The organism is Litchfieldia sinesaloumensis (genome assembly GCF_900156865.1).
Classification (GTDB): Bacteria; Bacillota; Bacilli; order Bacillales; family Bacillaceae_L; genus Ferdinandcohnia; species Ferdinandcohnia sinesaloumensis.
The window spans coordinates 4130287-4150602 of record NZ_LT732529.1 but is presented as its reverse complement, the minus strand read 5'-3'; the positions used below and the strand labels follow the sequence as shown (position 1 = coordinate 4150602).

Here is a 20316-nt window from a genome sequence, read left to right as displayed (position 1 = left end):
CGTGGATACCTAAGTTAGCGAACTTCAGAAGGGCTTTTCCCTGTATATTTTTTAAATTGTCGACTAAAGAAGTGTAAATTGTCATAGCCCAGTGCTTGAGCCACTTCCGTTACCGTCATTCCAGTATAATGAAGTAAATGCTCAGCCCTCTCTATTCGAGCCTCAACAATATAGGAGCGGACTGGCTGGCCAATAATTTCTTTAAACTTTAGCGAAAAATAACGAGGAGAAAAGTTTGCCCGAGCAGCTAAGTTTTCAACCGTATGACCTTTACCAGGATGTTGCTTCACATAATTTGCCACTTCTCGAATAGCTGCCAATAAATTACTTTGATTTTGATCGACTTGTTCGTCATCTTCATATTCATCTCGTAATAGTTGAATCATTAATTGTTTTAGGATTAACTGGGCTTCTGTTTCTGCACCAAATGTTTTTATTAGAAATAACCGTACATATCTTGTTAAAAGGGACTCAAAAGGGATTATATCCTTCATGATCCGATAAGATTTTGGCAGTAATTCAGGTTCACTTTCGATGTCAAAATGGATGTAAGTTAAGATAAGAGGGTTCTGAGGGTTATGGGTAGCAGTTGTCCAATCGCCTGGTTGAAAGAGAAAGCAACTACCTCGCTTCATCAAGTAATCCTTTCCGTTTAAGTTTAAATTACCTTCACCACTCCACACATACAATAAATCATAGTTTGGAATAGGCTCTTTACGTTTCCATTGCCAATTGGGCTCGCAGTTAATTGTGGCAAACGAAGGTTTCAAGATCAATTTTTCAGGATTAATAGTTAAAATAACGTTCACCTTCTCCATATAAAAAATTCTAGGGTACTTAGTAATCAGTCCATTACAATATCCCCTAGAATTTATTCTATAACTTTCCAACCAATCTCGCTAATACCGTTTTTATATAAAATTAATCTATTATTGATATTATTTCGATATAACTTTAATCTGAGCCTGAATGAGGTTTTTACACCTAGGAATACTATAAGAAACGAGTTTGTCATCTACTCTGTAACAACTTTATAAAAACCGTTTGATTAACTGAATTGACGTGAGATGAAGGCCTTCATGAAAAATCGTACGCACTAATACTTGTGCAATAGTATGCATACCTGATTCCGTTTCAGGAAATTCCTCTTCTAGACGATCCCCATAGGTTTCCTGTATAAATGTTATTTGTTCAGCAAGCAATTCTTTTAATTCCGGTAACGTGGGCGGACTAGTCATCCAGTCCTTAGGGCTTGTTTCATATCCAAACCATTCTGCAAATCCTTCTTGTACAGAAATGGGTTCTTTTGTAAGATGTTGGATCCATAAAAATTGGTCCAAATATATATGGCCTAAATTCCACCTAATGTTATTGTTAAACCCTTCCGGAACTACATCAGCCATCTCCTCAGTAACATCTTCTACAACGCCTAATAAATAATTTCGATACTCTTGTAATTGATTAAAAAGGACTTTATGTCGTTTTAACATCTCAAACCTCCTACCTATCTATGTACTCAAGCTCTTCTTCAATTACTTCCCCCACATGAAGTAACTCAATGCCACCACCCCAAGAACCTCCACCTTCCATGGTTGCGTGCGCTTGTACCCTTACCTGTTCATTATTATATGGAATCCAACTGAATTGCACATCTTGCATCACAGGAAACATGCTTCCCCAAAAAGGATCAGGCTGTCGTGCTTCCTCCACCTGAATGAGTGATTCCATCACAGCCTGCCATTCTTTCGGAAGCTCTGTCATGCCGTATGGAGCTTCAGCTAATTCAAGTATCGTACTCATCTGTAAGCGAGGGTAATAATGATGAATGCCTTCTGTAACACGGAAGTTTCTATTTCTTATTAAAAACAATTCACCATAACTAATTTCATCGTCAGGATGAATATTCCACAATACTCTATAACTGCTTGGATCATGATTGTCTAGCTTCACTACCTTCGGACCGCCAGTTGTGCTTTCAAATCCCAACTGCCACTTATGGTTACTCCATATCCATAGACTCATCCCGTATTTGTACTCATTAGTTTTAATTGGTACATATACATGCCGTTCATCAAGTTCTATGATATCTAGTATTTCAGATACTTGTAGATCATCTGGGAATTTCGCAAGGAGTTCCTCTTTAGATAAAAAATGGCTTGGTTTAGCCAAATTAAAGTAATAGATCAAGGCTGAACTAGCAACGAGTAGGACGATGCCCACTATCAGTTTGCGTTTCATCTACCACCCACTCCTTCTAAAAAAGCATCACTCGAGCGAAAATAGTATTGTTTCGTAGGAGTGGCAATTAATACTCCCTTTCCATCCTCTTCTAAGAAGATACTACTGACAAGGCCAGATCCCCATTTACCTTGTACGCCAAGTAAATGATAAGGGAATCGTTCTTTTCTTGTATTTGGATCTCCACTCAAATAGGTTTCCTCATACCATACATCACTAAAAAACTCTGTTTCTTTCATTTCTGGCAATTCCTTCATGAATGTCTCTTTTAAAAAGGTAACTTCTTTTGACGATGGATGGACGTTGATAATTGTTGCCTTATCCACATCAGAAAAATAGGTGGATAGATTTTTAGGAGGATAAACAACTTGCTGCGCACCAATTGATGCAAAAGATAATCCCAAGAAAAGAAAATTTGCGCAAAATCCAAGCCACGCATACCTCCGAAACTGCTCCCAACGCCCTTCCTTTGATTTAAGAAGAAAATAGAGAATCCACACACCTAACGGTAAAACGGGAAATTTAAAAAGCGAATCAAATAATTTCATATTAAACATAAATGCAAAAAGTCCAATTACTAAAACAAGTATGATTTTCCAAAGCTTAGGCTTCACAACCTGTTTTCGATATATCCGGTAAGCAAAAAGCACAATCAATCCCCATCCGACTAGCAACGTGAGTACAGAAACGAGGTTTATGTCAAAATCAAACTGAAGCGTAATACGTACCACCCCTTTTTTCTTCCTTTATATATTCAAAATGTAACATAATCCTTCCTTTTTGTGGTAAAAATTTGAGTCTGTTCTTGTTGCGGGACATGCTCTTGGGTTTTTGACTTTAGCGTGTACCGCAAGACGTTCCTTACGGGACATGCTCCACTTTTTTCAATTCAAGTTTGTCATGCTTCACCACCTAGAGCTTACTTTCACAACAAGATAGTCGCCTAAATTTTTAAAAATGAACATTTAGTGAAAAATATTTGACGATTTTGTGACAATGGTGAATAATATATAGTAGGAGGATGAGGAAAAATGAAATCTACTATGCTTGAGGCTGTTAAGTATTTTGGGGGAACAGTGCTTATTGCCGGTATCATTATTTTTTGTCTTGGATTTTTTGCGAGCGGTTCCAGTGTGTTAACACCAATCGGTATCGGAACAGTAATGGGGGCTATTTTTATCTTTTTGATGGGGCTATTTTTAATTGCATCCGAAGAAATGTTACTAAAAGCACAAGGCTTAAAACAAGAATGAAGGAAACGTTCTATTTTATAGGCTTAGCCAGATTACCGGCTAAGCTTTTTTATTGTCAAAAAGACAGGACTTCCATATTCGACTATTCTCCATATAAAAAAGAGTGCCCCGCAGGACACCCTTTACCCATTCATATTACATATCCCAAATCATCAGGAACAGAGTACCAAAAATCGTAATTAACCCGATAAAAATCATAAAGTAGACATTTCCGTATATAGCCCATTTGTCCTTTGTCTCACCAGCATGCATAAATACAACCAACTGGAGCAGAGCTTGAACAAATGCAGTTATAATCAAGATTGTTAAACCTGTTGCGAATGATACATCAAAGAAATAAACCCCAAGGGCAATAGCCGTTAATGCGAGTGAAAAGATAAACCCCATCACCTGTTTGGCTGGAAATAGTTCTCTCATATTACATCATTCCTTTCAAATAGATGAAGCTGAAGATGAAGATCCAGACTACATCTAAGAAGTGCCAATACAATGAAAAGATGAATGACTTTCCAGCAGTTTCTGCAGTTAACCCTCTTTTTCTAATTTGAAGAATGATCATTAATCCCCATATCAATCCAAATGTTACGTGAATTCCGTGTGTTCCTAAGGTTGTTAACAAGATAGCTGTGAAAGCACTTGTTTGTAAACCTGCTCCAACATGGACATAATGAACAAACTCATAAATTTCTACTCCTAAGAATGCTAAACCAAGGAGGAGTGTCACTGCAAAAAATCCTACCATAGCCTTTTGTCTACCAAGACGCATAGCGTGAATTCCAAGACCAATTGTAAAACTACTCGTTAGGAGTAACAGTGTTTCTATTAAGACAGGTGTAATTTCAAAAATTTCTGCACCTGACGGACCGCTTCCAACACGATTCTCTAACGTGAAGTACGAAGTAAATAAGGTTGCGAAAAGCATAATTTCAGCACCAAGGAAAATCCAGAAACCGAAAATATTTAACTGGTTTTGGTGCGAACTATATTCTAGAGGTTGCGAGTGATCTAACTTCATAGCTTAGCACCTCCTAGTTTTTCTTCTGTTTCTTTTATCTTTTCAACTGGAATGTAATGTCCAGGGTCTTTTTCAAATGAGCGGTATGCCATACAAACAAAGATACCAATTGTAGAAACAATCAATAGTGGCCAAATTGCAAATACAAAGGCAAAGCCCCAAACAAAGAAAATACTACTCATAACAAATGGAAGACCACTCTTATTTGGCATGTGAATCTTTTCAATTTTACCTGGGAATAACTTATGCTTATTCTTTTTATCATCCCAGAAAGGCTCACTTGAATTCACACTTGGTGTAAGCGCGAAGTTATACTCTGGAACTGGTGTATGTGTTGCCCATTCTAATGTACGTGCATCCCATGGATCGCTGCTGATATCTCTGGAAGCGTAGCGGATGCTGTAGTATACATTGTACACAATTAGCGCAAAACCAATTGCCATAATGCCTGCACCAATAAATGAAACCATATTTAGCAAACCAAAGCCTGTGCTTTCTGAGTATGTGTACATACGGCGTGCTTGACCGTCTAATCCCGTAATATACATTGGGAAGAATGCTAAGACGAATCCAATAGATAGTGCCCAGAATGTCCATTTTCCGATTCGTTCATTTAACATAAAGCCAAACATTTTTGGCCAGTAATAAGTGAGTGCAGCAAGCATCGCATATACAACACCAGGAATAATTGTATTATGGAAGTGAGCTACAAGGAACATCGTATTGTGATACTGATAATCCGCTGCAGACATTGCAAGCATGACCCCAGTTACCCCACCGATTGTGAATAATGGAATAAATCCAATTGAATACAGCATTGGAACTGTCATTCGGATTTTCCCTTTCCATAGTGTGAGTAACCAGTTAAAGATTTTCACACCCGTTGGCACAGCAATAGCCATTGTTGTGATTGAGAAGAAGCTGTTTGCTGCAGCGCCCTGCCCCATCGTAAAGAAGTGGTGAGCCCAAACGAGACATGAAAGAACTGAAATAATAACCATGGATCCAACCATTGATTTGTACCCATATAAGTTTCTTCCTGCAAAGGTTGAAATAATTTCACTATAAATACCGAAAGCTGGAAGGATTAAGATATAAACTTCCGGATGTCCCCAAACCCAGAATAAGTTTGCCCAAAGCATATCCATTCCACCATTGGTACTTGCAAAGAAGTGTGTACCGAATAATCGGTCCATTGTTCCCATTGCTAGTGCAACTGTTAGTACTGGGAATACTGTTACGATAATAAGGTTTGCGATTAATGTAGACCATGTGAACATCGGCATTTTCATGAGCGTCATGCCAGGTGCTCTCATTTTCATAATGGTCGTAATCATATTAACCCCGGTCATCAACGTACCAAGACCTGAGATCTGTAATGCAATCATATAATAGTTCGTTCCAACTGATTTACTGAACTCATTACCCGCCAGTGGGAAATATGATGTCCAACCCGCATCAGGTGAACCACCTATTACAAAGGATATATTAAATAACATTGCCCCCATAAAGAAGAGCCAGAAACTAATCGCATTTAGGCGTGGAAATGCTACGTCACGTGCTCCAATTTGCAGAGGAACAACGTAGTTCATAAAACCAATGATGAACGGCATCGCCATGAACATGATCATTATGACACCATGCGTTGTAAAAATTTCATTGTAGTGCTGTGCGTCTAATAATTGATTTTCTGGTGCAGCAAGTTGTGCACGCATCATAATCGCATCTACTCCACCACGGAATAACATGATTAGGGCGGAGATTAAATACATAATTCCGATTCGTTTATGGTCAACCGTTGTTAACCATTCACGCCAGAGGTAACCCCATTTTTTAAAATAGGTTAAACCGGCAATGATTCCGATTACGGTAAGTCCAATTGCGACCATCGCTGCATAGATGGCAGGACTTGGATGTGGTATGGCAAATCGTTCGAAGAATTCCATCCGTTGTTACTCCTTTCAATTGAATTGAAAATTCGGCGTTCTTAGTCTTATTTATAAATTAGTGACCTTCGTGGTCTGAATGTTCATCATGCTCTGCGTGTTCGTCGTGCTCTGAATGATCCTCATGCTCACTAGAATCATCATTTGATCCATGATTATGCTCGGGTGGTGGTGCGAACCCTAGATGAGTTCCTGTAAAGGTCATTTGACCAAGATGTCCAGGTTCTAGAAGCTCTTCAAACTTTTCTTCAGTGATAGGCTTCGCTGTTTGTTTAACTTCATCTACCCATTCCTCATACTCTTTTTGAGGGACAGCTTTTACACTAAAGGTATTCTCAGCAAATCCTTTCCCACTAAAGTTAGCGTTTCGCCCCATTAATTCACCTTGTTCCTCGGCCGCCAGATGCAAAGTTGTAATCATGTCGGCCATGGCATATTTCTGTCCGCCAAGTTGTGGAATCCAGAAACTTGTAATTGGTCCGTAAGAATAAAGTCTGAACTCAAGTGGTCGATCGGTTGGAACGTATAAGTAATTGACGGTTTCAATATCTTCTTCTGGGTAGCTAAAATGCCATTTCCAATCAGAAGATGATGCATAAATAACCAATGGTTCTTGATTTTCATAACCTTGTGGTGTTGATTCAACAATGTAGTTACTTTGAACAGATACAAATGAAAGATAACCAACAATTAGAACTGGGATTCCAATACAAATCGCTTCAACCCAAGGATTCCCTTCGATATGTGGTGGTTCGTAATCCTCTGGCATCTTTGAAGCGCGATATTTGACTAACATATAAATTAACAAGATAAAAACAACTATAATCACAACCGACATGATTCCAATTGATAGCAAGATATCACGTGCTTGCCTTTCTGCTTGAGGACCCTTTGGATCGAGGACAAGCAATGGTTCACATCCTGCTAGCACGGTTGTAATAGTGAAAGCCATCATAAATAAAAGCCATTTGATTTTCATAAACGTACTCCTTTCCGAATGGATGCTTAATTCACAATTATGTGATTGTGACGAATATGTGTACAACTTCACAAAGTTGTCAAAAATTTTTTAGCTACCTGTTTTTTTCGTAACTATCTTGAAAAATGTAGCTAATTTTTACTTTGCAAAAATAAATTCTTAAAACATTATCACTGTGTAAATGATGATAACATCAAAGGAGTGAAAAAGTTGTTACAGAATCGGGAAGGAATTATTTGTAAAAAATAATTATTGTACCATAGAGCCCTTTAACCTTGATGTGATGCACATCACACGTCTTTTTTGAATTTGAACATTCTGTTACAAAGTTAAAACATAAAAAAACTCAGCAAGTTTTTAATGGAATTGAGATTATCCATCCATACTAATAAAAAGGATGTTGAAAGGTGGTGGGGTCACTGAAAATCTTGATAGCCATGATGCTTCTCTTATCTGTGCAGCCGTTTCAACCTCAGGACCCAATCTACATTATGTATAGAGGAGAACCGATTGCAACTGTCAATCGGTCTGAATACGCCATTCCATTACTCGGTGTTCCAGCCTTGAATTCAAAAAAGTATAGCGATTTCCTGACCTATTTAGCGGAGCAAATCTATGAGGAACCTAAGGATGCGAGGATTGGCAAGGCTGGTGAAATCATTAAAGAAAACGTTGGTGTAAAATTGGACACTGATAAATTTACACGATTATTTTACTCGAAGTTTTTAGGTGAAGGGGAATACGTAGAAGTACCCGTTGAAAGGATTTACCCTAGAGTCGATAGTGAGCTTTTATCTTCAATCCGTACCAAAGTAATTGGACAGTATGTCACATATTTCAATTCCTCCAATAAAGAACGGTCGACCAATATTGCTCTTTCTGCAGCTGCTATAGATGGGTATGTTCTTTTTCAGAATGAAACCTTCTCATTTAATAAGGTTGTTGGTAAACGCACCGCCGAGAGGGGGTATCAACCCGCTCCCGAAATCATAAAGGGCGAGCTAATTGAAGGGATTGGGGGCGGAATTTGTCAAACGTCTTCCACTCTTTTTAATGCTGTTGATTTGGCCGGAGTTGAGATTGTTAAACGATATTCACATAGTAAACGTGTTGGGTATGTGCCGCCAGGACGTGATGCAACAGTGAGTTGGTATGGACCTGATTTTCTTTTTAAAAATACTTACAACCAGCCAATTTTGATTCGAGCTAAAGTGTACCATGGAAGCATTGTTGTAACCGTCTATTCATCTGAGGACATCAATAATTCGCCTCGTAAAATTACACCTAAAACGGAAAAGAGAGACCAAATTTAATTACTTTGGTCTCTCGATTTCGAAAACGTCCCCTATTTTTGCATAATAATTACCTGCTAATCGACTTACTGCCCCTAATTTTTCTTGATCAATCCGTCCGTTGCTGTATAGCTCCTCATCTACATGGAATTGGAGCACTTTTCCGATTAGTAAATCACATCCGGAAAGATCTGTGTCACCTAGTTCTACTGAATGCTCTAACTTACATTCTAATCGTATTTTGGCCTCCTTAATCCCTGGTACGTCTACCTTTGAACTTTCTACTGGAGTTAGCCCGGCAAGCTCAACTTCACTTTCATTGGGAGGAAGACTTGCCGCCGTTTTATTGATTTTGTCTACATTGCTTTCATCTACAATATGAACGACAAATTCTTTTCCTTCTATAATATTCCTCGCCGTGTCTTTCATCTTCCCATCTTTTCGTTGGATAGATAATGAAATGAGAGGAGGATTGGATGAAACTATATTGAAATAACTAAAAGGTGCACCATTTAGCGTACCAAGGTCTGACTTGGAAGTCACAAATGCAATTGGCCTTGGAATAATACTTCCTATTAAAAGTTTATAATTGTCTCTTTCTGAAATTTCACTTGGATCAATTGTAATCAAATTATTAACTCCTCCTAATCTAGGCTTCTTACTTCATACGGTAATAAGACAGTTTCAATCTGTTGGCGATGGGGTTCATATTGTGGAGGGAGCTTTAAATTTGAACCCATCTTCTCATAGTCTTCATCAATGCCAAAGCCTGGAGGGTCTGTTGCAATTTCAAATAGAATTTCTCCATGTTCTCTAAAATATATGGCATTAAAATAATTACGGTCACGCACATCTGTTACTCTATAACCATTTTTTGAAATATACTGTCTCCAAGCCAATTGCTCTTCATCGTCCTTCGTACGCCACGCGATATGATGGACAGTTCCTACACCCATTCTTCCTCTTTGCCCAGGAGTTCGTTTTATATCAATAACATTCCCAATGTCACCTTCAGATGTGAACCGAACAAGATCTCCCTCTTCACCAACACGTTCAAGACCCATGAGAGTTAGAAGTTTTTCGGTTTCATCAGGCTTTGAAGAAAACAAAATTGCACCACCGAATCCTTTAATCGCAACATCGGAGGTTATTTCACCAAATTCCCACTTGTTGTTTGGTCCTTCTTCACGTTCTACAATTTCAAGTCGCAAACCATGAATATCATTAAATTGAAGATACTGTTCACCAAATCGTTCAGTTTTATCATAATTAATGCCAAATTTAGTTAACCTGGATTCCCAAAAAGATAATGCTCCCTTAGGAACTAGGTAACTAGTAACACCCACTTGACCATCGCCAATTTCTCCTTGAGTTGCATTAGCCCATGGGAAAAATGTAATAATGCTACCTGGACTTCCAACATCGTCACCAAAGTAAAAATGGTACGTACCTGGGTCATCAAAATTGACTGTTTGTTTGACTAGACGAAGTCCCAAAACTCCGGCATAAAAATCAACATTCTCTTGGGGATGTCCAACGATTGCAGTAATGTGATGAATGCCTGCTGTTTTCATCTTGTTTTTATCTCCTTCCATAAGTAAACCTACTTTATTTTTCAACTGAATATTTACGTATATGCATTTCTTTTTACCTTAAAGTTAAATATCTTGAATTCGAGATAATTTTATAAAAAAATCTATGACTTGTCAATAATAGAAAAAAAGGCCCCTCGTTCTCGAAGGAGCCCTCTACCTTATTGTACTATCTATTTTAAGTCTATCTGCAAATAGCCTACCGAAATCTTTACAAGCTATCTCATCTTGATCATTTGGAGTATATTCCACTTTTAGAGGACTTCCTATTATTTCTGCTCCACGCTCTTTAAGCTTTTCCATAAGTAAATCAACTGCACCACCGAAATTCGAATAAAGTGTGCTTCCGGAACCAAACACTGCACTCTTTTTGTGATGGAATTCGAGTTGATCCATTTCATCATAGAAATCTATTAATTCATCTGGAAGTTCTCCATCGCCCCATGTATAGCTTCCAATGATAATTCCATCGTATTTGACGAGATCCCCTGGGGTTACTTCAAAACATTCTTTCACGTCCAGTTGGACCCCTTTTTCTTTAATACCTTCTGCAATATACGTTGCCATCAACTCTGTATTTCCTGACATACTTGCGTATACAAGAATGGCATTGTTCAACGCAATCACCTTTTCCTTAGTTGTTTGCCTTCTTTTTTAGCAATTCTAGTTGTTTGATGATAATTTTCCTTTGTCCTTTTAACTCAATCAGACCTTTTTCTTGAAATGCCGATAGTCTACGACTTAAAGTTTCCTGTGATGTTCCAAGATAGGATGCAAGATCCGTTTTACGAACCGGTAATTGTATGGTCATTGAATCATTTGCTTGACTCTCAATTAACTCCAGCAAATAACTGGCAACGCGCTTCTCCACGTCCTGTGAGTTTAATTTTTCGATTAACGCTTCGGTTTCATGGAGCCTTCTCGTGATTTCCTCTAAAATTTTCAATGAAATGGTTGGATAATGTAAAAGCAATTGATGAATATCTTTCTGCTGGATTGTACACACTTCCGTGTCTTCCATCGCTTCAGCAAAGCATGTTGTCATTGACTTTGAAAAAAGAGATAGCTCACCAATAAAATCGGCCTCTTCAACAAATCTGATAATTTGTTCCTTGCCATTTTCAGTGATTCTGTACATTTTCATTAACCCTTTATGAACGATGAAAAGATGTTCAGAGAGTTCATCCGAATGGAATAAAAGCTCCCCTTTTTTTAGTTTCCTACTTACAACAACCTTTGATATTTCAGCCATTTCACTTTCTGTTAAGTGGTTAAAAATCGGAACTCGCGAAATACATGAGCTTTTCATAGTAGCGTTGTGACTACAAGAATGACAGGCCATTCTTCTACACTCCTTTATATATAGGTCAAGTGGTGACATCTATTTCGTTTATTACTAATGGACAAGTACCACGGCTTAGGAAAGAACTTGCCTTTTCATTAACAATACTAGATGCGAGAAGAATTGTCTGTGCTAAAACTCATAGGGACAAAGTTAGTATGACTTTTTCTTTCTATCTCTTTTTATTAGTTGATCTTTGTAGACAAAACAGGATAGCCCAATTTGGTTAGGATTTCTTTATATTGATTTGGATTTACCTCGCCCTCTTGATACGTAACCTTTACCTTTCCTGAGTTAAACAATACTTTTACGTCTTCTACTCCTTCTTGTTTTGATAAAGCTTTCTCTATTTTTTTGATACAACTTGGGCAACTGAGTTCTTCCATTTGATAAGTGGCGGTTTTCATTGTATTTTCCTCCTCTTTGTTTATATCTCTATTGTAAGCGGAGGTTGAGAGGGAAACTTTGACGTGGGTCAAAATTGGGGGATGTTTATAAAGTTGAAAATAAAAAAGAGAGGAATCCTCTCTTAGTTTTGACGTGTATTTTTTGAATAGCTATCACGTGAACGGTATTGCTGTGGTGCCCGGGTAGGGTAACGCAATGGAAAACTAAACATATGAACGAGCTTTGTAAATGGAATAGAGGCAAATAATAAAAATGATAAAATCACATGTAATTTAAATAACCCTGGCACCCCGAGCATTAATTCAGGCTGTGGATTTAATGTGAATAAACTGCGAAACCATGGCCCGATTGATAGTCTATATTCATACGCTGCTACCGTTGTATTGTAGACAATTGTCATATACGTACCTAAACCAGCTACAAGAAGTAGGAGGATGATTGTAAAATAACTACCCGCTGTTGTATGGACGTTAACTCGTTCGATTACAAACTTTCGAATTAAAAATAGAAGCAAACCGAGGACAACCATTAGTCCAGCAAATCCACCACCAACAATTGCAAATAAGTGGTACGTGTGGTCGTCTACTCCAATTGCATTATAAAACTCAAGTGGTATCAACATCCCCATGACATGTCCGAAAAAGGCAAAAATAATCCCATAATGGAAGATAACGGACGCATACTTAAGCCACTTCTTTTCAAAGATTTCCGTTGATGGTGCTGTCCAACTCTTGCCGCGAAATACGAAGCGGTAAAATGTTCCCACAACAAGGATTGCAATGCATATATAAGGATATGCCGTCCACCAGAAATATAATTCCATCCAATGACCTCCTTTCAAAATAGAAAAGCGTAAGGCGCTGTTAATTAGGAACATCACTAACGAGCGCTGACAGAAGGTGCCTTTTACCTTCAGAAGCGATTGGCTTAGACCCGAGAGTCGAGGCCGCCTGTAGCTAGACACCAAAAACGACTTATAACATACTACTTATCCACATAAGAACATTTGTTTTCCACAACCTGTGGACCCTTTTGTGGATAGTGTTCAGCGGATGTCGATTTTCATTTTCCACAATATCCACGTTATCCACAGAAAAGCATCAGTGTTATCCACATTGTCCACAAGTTATGAACATTATTATTGATAAAACATCGGGTATGGCAGTTCTTCCAAATCTGCTTCCTCACGTTGATTTTCAAGTAAGGTAACTTCTTCTACTTCTGGTGCTTCGAAAACAAACATCATTAATAAATCGACAATTCTCTGATAAGGGTTTGAATCAAAAAGGTTTTTATGAATTCGATCTACCGCAAAAGCTAAGCGCCGGTGTAATCTCGCAAAGTTTTCTCCCTCCGGTGCATGAGCTAATAACTCAAACAGCATGGGGATATAATCCACAATTTCATTTCCTTGGTATTCAAATCCGCCTTCAACAATTAACTTCTGTAACTTAATTAAAGCTGCCCCTCGTTTGCGACTGTCACCCAGTTCATGAGCAGTTAAATATAGGCCCGTTTTATCCTTATAATCAAAGGTTTCCACGTACAGCTCCTGTAATTCAAGGATTGGCATCTTAAAAAGTGGGGCTATTCTTTCTAAAATCTCATTTCTTATCCTTACAGAGCCAACCTCGGCATTTACATACTCCTCAATTTCCGGATACCCTTCAAGGAGGGTTTGGTCCGGATAATCGAGAATTCGTGACATGATGATTAAAATTGCTTTTGCTTCATTGGTCATTGATTTCCACTTCTTTCAAAAGGATATGTCACCATTCCTTCTGGTGGTGCTAAATCTTCAATGCTACATGCGCCTTGCTTGTAGTGGAGGTCTTCATCCATTTCACGTCGGCCTGTTGGAATTACAAATCGCTCATTGTACTTGGCAACTCCTAATAGACGCTGCATTTCTTCGATCTCTTCAACCGTCGTGTTCGCTTCCTTTAAAAGCTTAGACATTTCCACTTCGTCAATTCCTCCAACTGTTTTTGCACGCATATGAACTCGCATCGCTGCCATCTTGAGCAATACTCTGCGAATGACATCCGTATCATCAGCAGAAAGAATAGAAGCCAGATATTCCATTGGAATTCTCATATCATCTACTGCTGGGATATAGCCATCTGCACTTAAAGATTGCTCATTTGTGATATGGTTCATAATTGGGCTAAGGGGTGGCACATACCATACCATTGGTAAGGTTCTATATTCTGGATGCAATGGCAATGCAATCTTCCACTTCATAGCCATTTTATACACAGGTGATTCCTGCGCACTTTTTATCCAGCTATGATTGATTCCTTGTTCTTCTGCTTTTGCAATTACTTCTGGATCAAATGGATCTAAAAAGACAGATAATTGTGCTTCATATAAGTCTTTCGGGTCTTCAACTGATGCCGCTTCTTTTACACGGTCTGCGTCATATAGGACAACTCCGATATAACGAATTCGACCTACGCATGTTTCCGAACAAATTGTTGGTAATCCTGCTTCAGTTCGCGGATAACAGAAGTTACACTTTTCTGCCTTATGTGTGTTCCAGTTGTAATACACCTTGTGATAAGGGCAACCGTTCATACAAAAACGCCAGCCACGACATGCATCCTGATCAACTAAAACAATCCCATCTTCATCCCGCTTGTAAAGTGCGCCCGACGGACAAGAAGCCACACAGGATGGATTTAGGCAGTGTTCACAAATTCGTGGCAAATACATCATAAATGTCTTTTCATATTCCATTGCAACATGCTCTTGTAGCTTTTGAACGTTTGGATCCATTGGAACAATTTCACTACCACCCGCTAGGTCATCGTCCCAGTTGGAACCCCATTCTGGTTTATCAATATATTTACCGGTAATCATCGATTTTGGGCGTGCAACAGGGATATTTTCCCCTTTTTTTGCTTGGTGTAGATGTTCAAAATCGTATGTCCACGGCTCATAAAAGTCATCAAGGTCTGCCATATTTGGGTTGTAAAAAATGTTTGCTAGCTTGGAAATTGGACCACCCGCTTTTAAGTGCAGTTTTCCATTTCGTAATGTCCAACCACCCTTATAGCGGTCCGTATTTTCCCATTCCTTCGGGTACCCTGGTCCTGGACGTGTTTCCACGTTGTTGTACCATACGTACTCCATACCCGGTCGATTCGTCCATACATTTTTACATGTGACAGAACAAGTATGACAGCCGATACACTTGTCTAGGTGCATCACCATCGCCACTTGTGCTTTAATTCTCAAGCCAGTCGACCTCCTTTAATGGGCGAACAATCGTTAGCGTATCTCGCTGGCTACCTGTTGGTCCATAATAATTGAATCCATAGCTAAGCTGTGAATAACCACCAATCATATGTGTTGCCTTAGGATAGATTCTTGTTACGCTGTTATGTGTTCCACCGCGATTTTTATTAATCGTATTTCCTGGTACCCCCATTGTCCGGTCTTGAGCATGGTGCATATATACAGCTCCTCGCGGCATTCTGTACGTTAATACCGCTCTTGCGACAACGGCACCATTTCGGTTATACAGTTCAATCCAATCGTTATCCTTAATGCCGATTTCTGCACCATCTTCTTCATTCATCCACACAACCTGCCAGCCTCTAAAGAGTTGCACCATATGCTGTGTATCGGTAAACATCGTATGGATTCCCCACTTTTGGTGAGGAGTCATGTAACGAAGGGTAATCGACTTTCCAGTATTCTCAATCTCTTTTTCACCTTTCACAAACGGACCTTTGTTAATTGGCGGTATATATAATGGAAGTCCTTCCCCGTAATCTAGCATTACTTCATGATCTAAATAAAAGCTTTGTCGGCCAGTCAATGTATGCCACGGAATGTGGTACTCTTTGTTTACTGTAAAAGGTGAATACCTGCGACCATCACTTTCCAACCCGCTCCATACCGGAGTTGAGAGAGTTTGTCTCGGTTGAATCGTTAAGGCATTTAACGTAAAGTCCTCTTCTTCACGCGGCTCCGAGATATGGGCAAGCTTCTTCCCAGTCTTATGTTCCATCGACTTCCAACCTTCAACTGCGCGCTTTCCATTCGTTGCACCGGACATAAGGAGAATTGCATTGATTGCTTGAACATCACTATAGAGCGATGGATATCCTTTTCCGATTCCTTCATGTTTTGATGGTCCTAAGCGATCTAATAAGGATTGGTATACTTTATCCCCAGGGATTTTTACACCTTTCGTTCCATAGCCATTTTTAATATTCGGCCCAATTGTTATCCACATGTCATACACATTTGGATAATCCCGCTGAACGTAATTGAAGTTTGGCATTGTTTTACCAGGGATACCTTCTACTTCTCCCTTACGCCAATCCTTCACTTTTCCAAATGGTTGAGCAATTTCATTAATCGTGTCATGAGCAAGAGGTGAGATAACAAGATCCTCTTGTGCAGGTAAATGTTCTTTCGCAAGCTCTGAAAAGGCTTTGGCAATTTCTCTGAATGCGTCCCAGTCACTTCTAGTATCCCAAGGTGGACTAATCGCCGCATTAAATGGATGTACGAATGGGTGTAAATCCGTGGTACTAATATCTTGCTTTTCATACCAAGTGGCTGCAGGCAAAATGATATCTGAGAATAATCCTGAGCTTGTCATCCGGAAATCCATACTGATGAAGAGATCCGTTTTACCTTCTGGTGGTTTCTCAGAAACTTTCACATCCTTAGGCTGCCAGGATTGTTCTGGATCAGATAAGACCGTATCCTTTGACCCTATTAAATGCTTGGCAAAATACTCGTGACCTTTACCACTATCCCCTAGTAAATTAGAACGCCAATTAAAGAAAACTCTCGGAAAATTTCGGGGGTCATTCGGATTTTCAATTGCAAATTCTAACTCACCATCGACTAATTGCTTAGCGATGTAATCCGTCGCTTCTTTGTCATCACTGCTTTTTGCACGAGCATCCTTCATGACATCAAGTGTGTTTTGAGAAAGAGACGGAAAGCTAGGTAACCAACCCAATCTTGCTGACATTGCATTAAAATCGGCCGGATGCATTTTGGAATACTGGCTACCCCAGTCTGTTTCTCTGTCATCAAAGTCATATTCATAGCGGAATTGCTCTGTTGCAAAATAGAAGAAGGATGTTCCGTTCATTAATTTCGGTGATTTTACCCAGTCATTTGCAAACGCAATTTGCTGGAATCCCTCTAATGGACGAACCTTTTCTTGCCCTACATAGTGAGCCCAGCCACCACCATTGACTCCTTGTGAGCCTGTAAGTATGACTAGATTTAAGATGGAACGATAGATTTGGTCGCTATGGAACCAATGATTTGTTCCTCCGCCCATCGCAATCATCGATTTACCTTGAGTTAAAGCCGCATTCTCAGCAAACTCTCGTGCAACCTGAATGACGTGCTCCTTTTTAACACCTGTAATACTTTCTTGCCATGCAGGTGTATACGGTCTCGCCACATCATTATAGTCAGTCGGATAGTCACCTTTTAGACCACGACTAATTCCAGTATGTGCAAGCATTAAGTCGTAGACGGTCGTCACAATTAATTCATTACCCGATTGGTCTTTCATGCGTTTAATTGGAACGCCACGCTTTATTGTTCCGCCCTCTTTTTCTGCAAAATAAGGGAACTCAACCATTGCAACCTCATCAGAATCATTGACAAAACTTAGTTTTGGATTAATACTCGTCCCATCTTCAGTTGTCATGTCAAGGTTCCATTTAGTACTGCTATCCCATCTGAACCCTTGGCTTCCATTTGGTACGGCAATTTGATTTGTATCCTCATCCCATACCACTGTCTTCCAATCTCCCAATTCGTGTTGATCAGAAAAATCCGAAGCACGTAGGAAGCGGTCTGACCGGTAGTTTTCACCTTTTTTATTCAAGGTGATGAGAAACGGCAAATCAGTATACTGCTTAGCATAATCTCTAAAATATGGAGTCTCTTTATCCACATAAAATTCTTTTAAAATAACATGGGTCATGGCCATTGCAAGCGCACCATCTGTACCCGCTTTGGCAGGCAACCAAATATCAGCGAATTTATCATACTCCGCATAGTCTGGGCTAACTCCAACTACCTTCGTCCCGTTATAGCGCGATTCAACCATAAAATGTGCATCAGGAGTTCTTGTTTGAGGGATATTGGTTCCCCAAATAATGAAATATTTGGTATTGTACCAATCACCACTTTCCGGAACATCTGTCTGGTCACCCCACACCTGTGGAGAAGCAGGTGGCAAGTCAGCATACCAATCATAGAAACTAAGAATGGTTCCACCGATTAGGGATAGAAATCTAGTTCCCCCCGAATAGCTCACCATCGACATGGCAGGTATCGGACTGAATCCAACAACTCGATCTGGACCGTATTTTTTTATCGTATAAATGGTCGATGCTGCAATCATTTGGCAAACATCTTTCCAGTTTCCTCTTACAAATCCACCTCTACCACGAGCGGAAACATACGCGTTTCGTTTTTCTGGATTGGTGACAATGTTTTCCCAAGCTTGGACAGGATTATCCGCGTTACTAAGCTCTTCCTTCCATAAATTAAGGAGGTCACCTCGTACATACGGATATTTCACGCGAGTAGGACTGTATGTATACCATGAAAAGCTAGCGCCACGTGGACATCCACGGGGCTCGTAATCTGGGAAATCGTCACCGGTAGATGGATAGTCTGTTTGCTGAGTTTCATAGGCAATGATCCCGTCTTTCACATGGATTTTCCAGCTACATGAACCCGTACAGTTCACCCCATGTGTGGAACGGACGATTTTGTCATGAGCCCAGCGCTGGCGGTAGATTGATTCCCAATCACGCGGGCGTGGATTTTCTTCTGTCCAACCATCGTTTATACGCTCTCCACGCACTAAATGCTTTAGCGAGCGAAAGAGACTATTCTGCTTTGCCAATGTCTCCATCCCTTCCCTTAAGTATATTTGCCAATGGGTTGAAGTCTTCCCCCACTAACCTATAGCTTTGTGTTCCTGCTTGGAATTCCTCTAGGAAGACCTTCCAACTTGATGCATTTGCTGCTGCCAGAATGAGACGTTGAAGTGTACTCATATCTTCTATTTCATAGATTTCTTCAATCATTTTTCCAGGAATATCACCAAATCGCATTCTCAAAACAGCGATTAAATCCTCACGATCATCGATTAACATTGCGTCGTTCTCCATTGAAAACAACAAACCAACTCCTTTTTAAGAAAAGTGCAAAGCGCCCCAAACTCCAGCTAAGGACAGGCACGTCCTGTGCCTGACGCTAGAATCCTCACTGTCCTGGCAGAGGCGACAAGCATAAGATGAGCCCAGCCTTCCGAAGCGATTGGCTAGACCAGAGCCGATGCGCTTGGAACTAGAAACCAAAAACTAAGTACGGCATTTTTATAGTTTAATCATCTTGTAGTAATCAGAAATTAATTGATTCTTGCATTTCTCTGCTGTCTCTTTGAAAAAAACTAAAGTTTCATCATCCGGATTCTTCGCTTGATCAAAACTGATAAAGGTTGTGACAGATTGCGAAAATGACTGAGAGAATCGCAATGACAATTCATATCCATCTTCCTGCTTTACTACGGTTGCATAGATATCATAGGAATGAATATTCTGTGCAGCAAAAACTTCGACCATCTTTTCATAGAGGTTCGGAGCTACGAATCGTAACAGTTTTTCCTCAATTACATCTTTTTTACCCATTTTCATCCCCTTTCCTCATTTTCCTAATTTTTCTTTTTATTGTTCGTTAACCTCTAGTAATTTATTCATTTCGTCATCATTATGAATTTCATCTATGATAATTAAGCTATCTAGCAAAGGAATCATTCTATAATCTGCCTCTTCTGTCTCCAAACTTTTCTTCATAGTCCCAACAATGCGTCGCATTAAATCATGATCACGAGTTAACTGATTGACTATTTTTTCGAGCTTAGGATTTTTCTCTACCATTTCTTTATATAAACCTTCTTCTTCTGAATCGGCATGTTTCAATGTCCGAGACTCCCAATGGTCTATTGCAATTTCAGCAACTTGCAGCGCTTTTTCCTTATCTCCTTCCTCAATACACTTTCGGAATAGATTACGGAGTTCCTTTGCTTCATGTAATGCGGCCTCATGGATTGCTGAATGAGCATCCACTTTTCGTAAACTTGGTCCTGTTGACATCATAACCACCCTTTCAATGTATAAAGTTAAAACTCTTCTTCATAATCCTTTCCATCTTGGGTTGCAATAAACTCAAATACCTGCATTTTAAA

The 20316-nt window shown here is 39.5% G+C and carries 22 protein-coding genes; 2 read left to right on the top strand and 20 right to left on the bottom strand.

The features are described from left to right. Positions 1 to 14: 14 nt before the first annotated feature. From CZ490_RS20385 to CZ490_RS20370, 4 genes are all read right to left on the bottom strand, one after another. The gene (locus CZ490_RS20385; RefSeq protein ID WP_077621125.1) at positions 15 to 800 is read right to left on the bottom strand and encodes a helix-turn-helix domain-containing protein; all 786 of its coding nucleotides are present in this window, start codon (positions 798 to 800) and stop codon (positions 15 to 17) included. 231 nt (positions 801 to 1031) lie between these two features. Next, positions 1032 to 1490 carry a DinB family protein gene (locus tag CZ490_RS20380; RefSeq protein WP_077620572.1) on the bottom strand — a complete coding sequence of 153 codons (459 nt, stop codon included), beginning with the start codon at positions 1488 to 1490 and terminating at the stop codon, positions 1032 to 1034. Positions 1491 to 1500: 10 nt separating this feature from the next. Further along, positions 1501 to 2238 (bottom strand): hypothetical protein, encoded by a 738-nt coding sequence (locus tag CZ490_RS20375; protein WP_077620571.1) that lies wholly within the window; start codon positions 2236 to 2238, stop codon positions 1501 to 1503. Then, positions 2235 to 2969 (bottom strand): hypothetical protein, encoded by a 735-nt coding sequence (locus CZ490_RS20370; protein ID WP_077620570.1) that lies wholly within the window; start codon positions 2967 to 2969, stop codon positions 2235 to 2237. Before CZ490_RS20370 ends, CZ490_RS20375 begins: the two co-directional genes overlap by 4 nt. 300 nt (positions 2970 to 3269) lie before the next feature. Here CZ490_RS20370 and CZ490_RS20365 point away from each other — a divergent pair, with 300 nt between their 5' ends. Continuing rightward, positions 3270 to 3491: a hypothetical protein gene (locus CZ490_RS20365; protein ID WP_077620569.1), complete on the top strand. Its 222-nt coding sequence runs from the start codon at positions 3270 to 3272 to the stop codon at positions 3489 to 3491. Positions 3492 to 3626: 135 nt separating this feature from the next. Here the strand turns inward: CZ490_RS20365 and qoxD are convergent, their stop codons facing one another. Genes qoxD through qoxA form a run of 4 tightly spaced genes read right to left on the bottom strand, consistent with a single transcriptional unit; the run spans position 3627 to position 7431 of the window. After that, positions 3627 to 3908 (bottom strand): cytochrome aa3 quinol oxidase subunit IV, encoded by a 282-nt coding sequence (qoxD, locus tag CZ490_RS20360; protein ID WP_077620568.1) that lies wholly within the window; start codon positions 3906 to 3908, stop codon positions 3627 to 3629. Position 3909: 1 nt separating this feature from the next. Further along, positions 3910 to 4506 (bottom strand): cytochrome aa3 quinol oxidase subunit III, encoded by a 597-nt coding sequence (gene qoxC / locus CZ490_RS20355; protein ID WP_077620567.1) that lies wholly within the window; start codon positions 4504 to 4506, stop codon positions 3910 to 3912. Beyond that, a complete protein-coding gene (gene qoxB, locus CZ490_RS20350; protein ID WP_077620566.1) occupies positions 4503 to 6452 on the bottom strand; it encodes a cytochrome aa3 quinol oxidase subunit I in 1950 nt (649 codons plus the stop codon). Before qoxB ends, qoxC begins: the two co-directional genes overlap by 4 nt. A 58-nt stretch (positions 6453 to 6510) precedes the next feature. After that, a complete protein-coding gene (gene qoxA, locus CZ490_RS20345) occupies positions 6511 to 7431 on the bottom strand; it encodes a cytochrome aa3 quinol oxidase subunit II (RefSeq protein ID WP_077620565.1) in 921 nt (306 codons plus the stop codon). 437 nt (positions 7432 to 7868) lie between these two features. Here qoxA and CZ490_RS20340 point away from each other — a divergent pair, with 437 nt between their 5' ends. Continuing rightward, entirely contained in the window at positions 7869 to 8744 is an 876-nt protein-coding gene (locus CZ490_RS20340; RefSeq protein WP_077621124.1) for a VanW family protein, read from the top strand. Here CZ490_RS20340 and CZ490_RS20335 read toward each other — a convergent pair whose 3' ends face one another. The 12 genes from CZ490_RS20335 to CZ490_RS20280 all read right to left on the bottom strand — a co-directional run bounded on the left by CZ490_RS20335 (position 8745) and on the right by CZ490_RS20280 (position 20224). Next, on the bottom strand, positions 8745 to 9353 hold the full coding sequence (locus CZ490_RS20335; protein WP_077620564.1) for a flavin reductase family protein: 609 nt from the start codon (positions 9351 to 9353) through the stop codon (positions 8745 to 8747). 14 nt (positions 9354 to 9367) lie between these two features. After that, a complete protein-coding gene (locus tag CZ490_RS20330) occupies positions 9368 to 10297 on the bottom strand; it encodes a ring-cleaving dioxygenase (RefSeq protein ID WP_077620563.1) in 930 nt (309 codons plus the stop codon). A gap of 174 nt (positions 10298 to 10471) precedes the next feature. Continuing rightward, positions 10472 to 10933 carry a flavodoxin gene (locus CZ490_RS20325; protein WP_077620562.1) on the bottom strand — a complete coding sequence of 154 codons (462 nt, stop codon included), beginning with the start codon at positions 10931 to 10933 and terminating at the stop codon, positions 10472 to 10474. 16 nt (positions 10934 to 10949) lie between these two features. Then, positions 10950 to 11567, bottom strand: a complete 618-nt coding sequence (locus CZ490_RS20320) for a Crp/Fnr family transcriptional regulator (protein ID WP_234987268.1) — start codon at positions 11565 to 11567, stop codon at positions 10950 to 10952. A 275-nt stretch (positions 11568 to 11842) separates the two neighbouring features. Beyond that, positions 11843 to 12064, bottom strand: coding sequence for a heavy-metal-associated domain-containing protein (locus CZ490_RS20315; protein ID WP_077620560.1), 222 nt, complete (start codon positions 12062 to 12064; stop codon positions 11843 to 11845). Between the two features lie 122 nt (positions 12065 to 12186). Continuing rightward, positions 12187 to 12888: a respiratory nitrate reductase subunit gamma gene (narI, locus tag CZ490_RS20310; protein ID WP_077620559.1), complete on the bottom strand. Its 702-nt coding sequence runs from the start codon at positions 12886 to 12888 to the stop codon at positions 12187 to 12189. Between the two features lie 315 nt (positions 12889 to 13203). Continuing rightward, positions 13204 to 13806: a nitrate reductase molybdenum cofactor assembly chaperone gene (gene narJ / locus CZ490_RS20305; protein ID WP_077620558.1), complete on the bottom strand. Its 603-nt coding sequence runs from the start codon at positions 13804 to 13806 to the stop codon at positions 13204 to 13206. After that, the gene (gene narH / locus CZ490_RS20300; RefSeq protein WP_077620557.1) at positions 13803 to 15305 is read right to left on the bottom strand and encodes a nitrate reductase subunit beta; all 1503 of its coding nucleotides are present in this window, start codon (positions 15303 to 15305) and stop codon (positions 13803 to 13805) included. The genes narJ and narH overlap by 4 nt, the downstream gene beginning before the upstream one ends. Then, positions 15295 to 18972 (bottom strand): nitrate reductase subunit alpha, encoded by a 3678-nt coding sequence (locus tag CZ490_RS20295; protein ID WP_077620556.1) that lies wholly within the window; start codon positions 18970 to 18972, stop codon positions 15295 to 15297. The genes narH and CZ490_RS20295 overlap by 11 nt, the downstream gene beginning before the upstream one ends. Next, the gene (locus tag CZ490_RS20290) at positions 18956 to 19240 is read right to left on the bottom strand and encodes a hypothetical protein (RefSeq protein WP_234987322.1); all 285 of its coding nucleotides are present in this window, start codon (positions 19238 to 19240) and stop codon (positions 18956 to 18958) included. The genes CZ490_RS20295 and CZ490_RS20290 overlap by 17 nt, the downstream gene beginning before the upstream one ends. Positions 19241 to 19447: 207 nt before the next feature. Continuing rightward, positions 19448 to 19765 carry a hypothetical protein gene (locus tag CZ490_RS20285; protein WP_077620554.1) on the bottom strand — a complete coding sequence of 106 codons (318 nt, stop codon included), beginning with the start codon at positions 19763 to 19765 and terminating at the stop codon, positions 19448 to 19450. 30 nt (positions 19766 to 19795) lie between these two features. Next, positions 19796 to 20224: a hemerythrin domain-containing protein gene (locus tag CZ490_RS20280; RefSeq protein WP_077620553.1), complete on the bottom strand. Its 429-nt coding sequence runs from the start codon at positions 20222 to 20224 to the stop codon at positions 19796 to 19798. Between the last annotated feature and the right edge of the window lie 92 nt (positions 20225 to 20316).

Bases quoted from the DNA above. Each gene is read 5' to 3' on its own strand.
- CZ490_RS20375 (WP_077620571.1), bottom strand. From the start codon at position 2,238: ATGAAACGCAAACTGATAGTGGGCATCGTCCTACTCGTTGCTAGTTCA.
- CZ490_RS20380 (WP_077620572.1), bottom strand. From the start codon at position 1,490: ATGTTAAAACGACATAAAGTCCTTTTTAATCAATTACAAGAGTATCGA.
- CZ490_RS20315 (WP_077620560.1), bottom strand. From the start codon at position 12,064: ATGAAAACCGCCACTTATCAAATGGAAGAACTCAGTTGCCCAAGTTGT.
- CZ490_RS20320 (WP_234987268.1), bottom strand. From the start codon at position 11,567: ATGGCTGAAATATCAAAGGTTGTTGTAAGTAGGAAACTAAAAAAAGGG.
- qoxD (WP_077620568.1), bottom strand. From the start codon at position 3,908: ATGAGAGAACTATTTCCAGCCAAACAGGTGATGGGGTTTATCTTTTCA.
- narJ (WP_077620558.1), bottom strand. From the start codon at position 13,806: ATGACCAATGAAGCAAAAGCAATTTTAATCATCATGTCACGAATTCTC.
- narI (WP_077620559.1), bottom strand. From the start codon at position 12,888: ATGGAATTATATTTCTGGTGGACGGCATATCCTTATATATGCATTGCA.
- qoxC (WP_077620567.1), bottom strand. From the start codon at position 4,506: ATGAAGTTAGATCACTCGCAACCTCTAGAATATAGTTCGCACCAAAAC.
- CZ490_RS20290 (WP_234987322.1), bottom strand. From the start codon at position 19,240: ATGGAGAACGACGCAATGTTAATCGATGATCGTGAGGATTTAATCGCT.
- CZ490_RS20365 (WP_077620569.1), top strand. From the start codon at position 3,270: ATGAAATCTACTATGCTTGAGGCTGTTAAGTATTTTGGGGGAACAGTG.
- CZ490_RS20330 (WP_077620563.1), bottom strand. From the start codon at position 10,297: ATGAAAACAGCAGGCATTCATCACATTACTGCAATCGTTGGACATCCC.
- qoxB (WP_077620566.1), bottom strand. From the start codon at position 6,452: ATGGAATTCTTCGAACGATTTGCCATACCACATCCAAGTCCTGCCATC.
- qoxA (WP_077620565.1), bottom strand. From the start codon at position 7,431: ATGAAAATCAAATGGCTTTTATTTATGATGGCTTTCACTATTACAACC.
- CZ490_RS20280 (WP_077620553.1), bottom strand. From the start codon at position 20,224: ATGTCAACAGGACCAAGTTTACGAAAAGTGGATGCTCATTCAGCAATC.
- CZ490_RS20340 (WP_077621124.1), top strand. From the start codon at position 7,869: ATGATGCTTCTCTTATCTGTGCAGCCGTTTCAACCTCAGGACCCAATC.
- CZ490_RS20285 (WP_077620554.1), bottom strand. From the start codon at position 19,765: ATGAAAATGGGTAAAAAAGATGTAATTGAGGAAAAACTGTTACGATTC.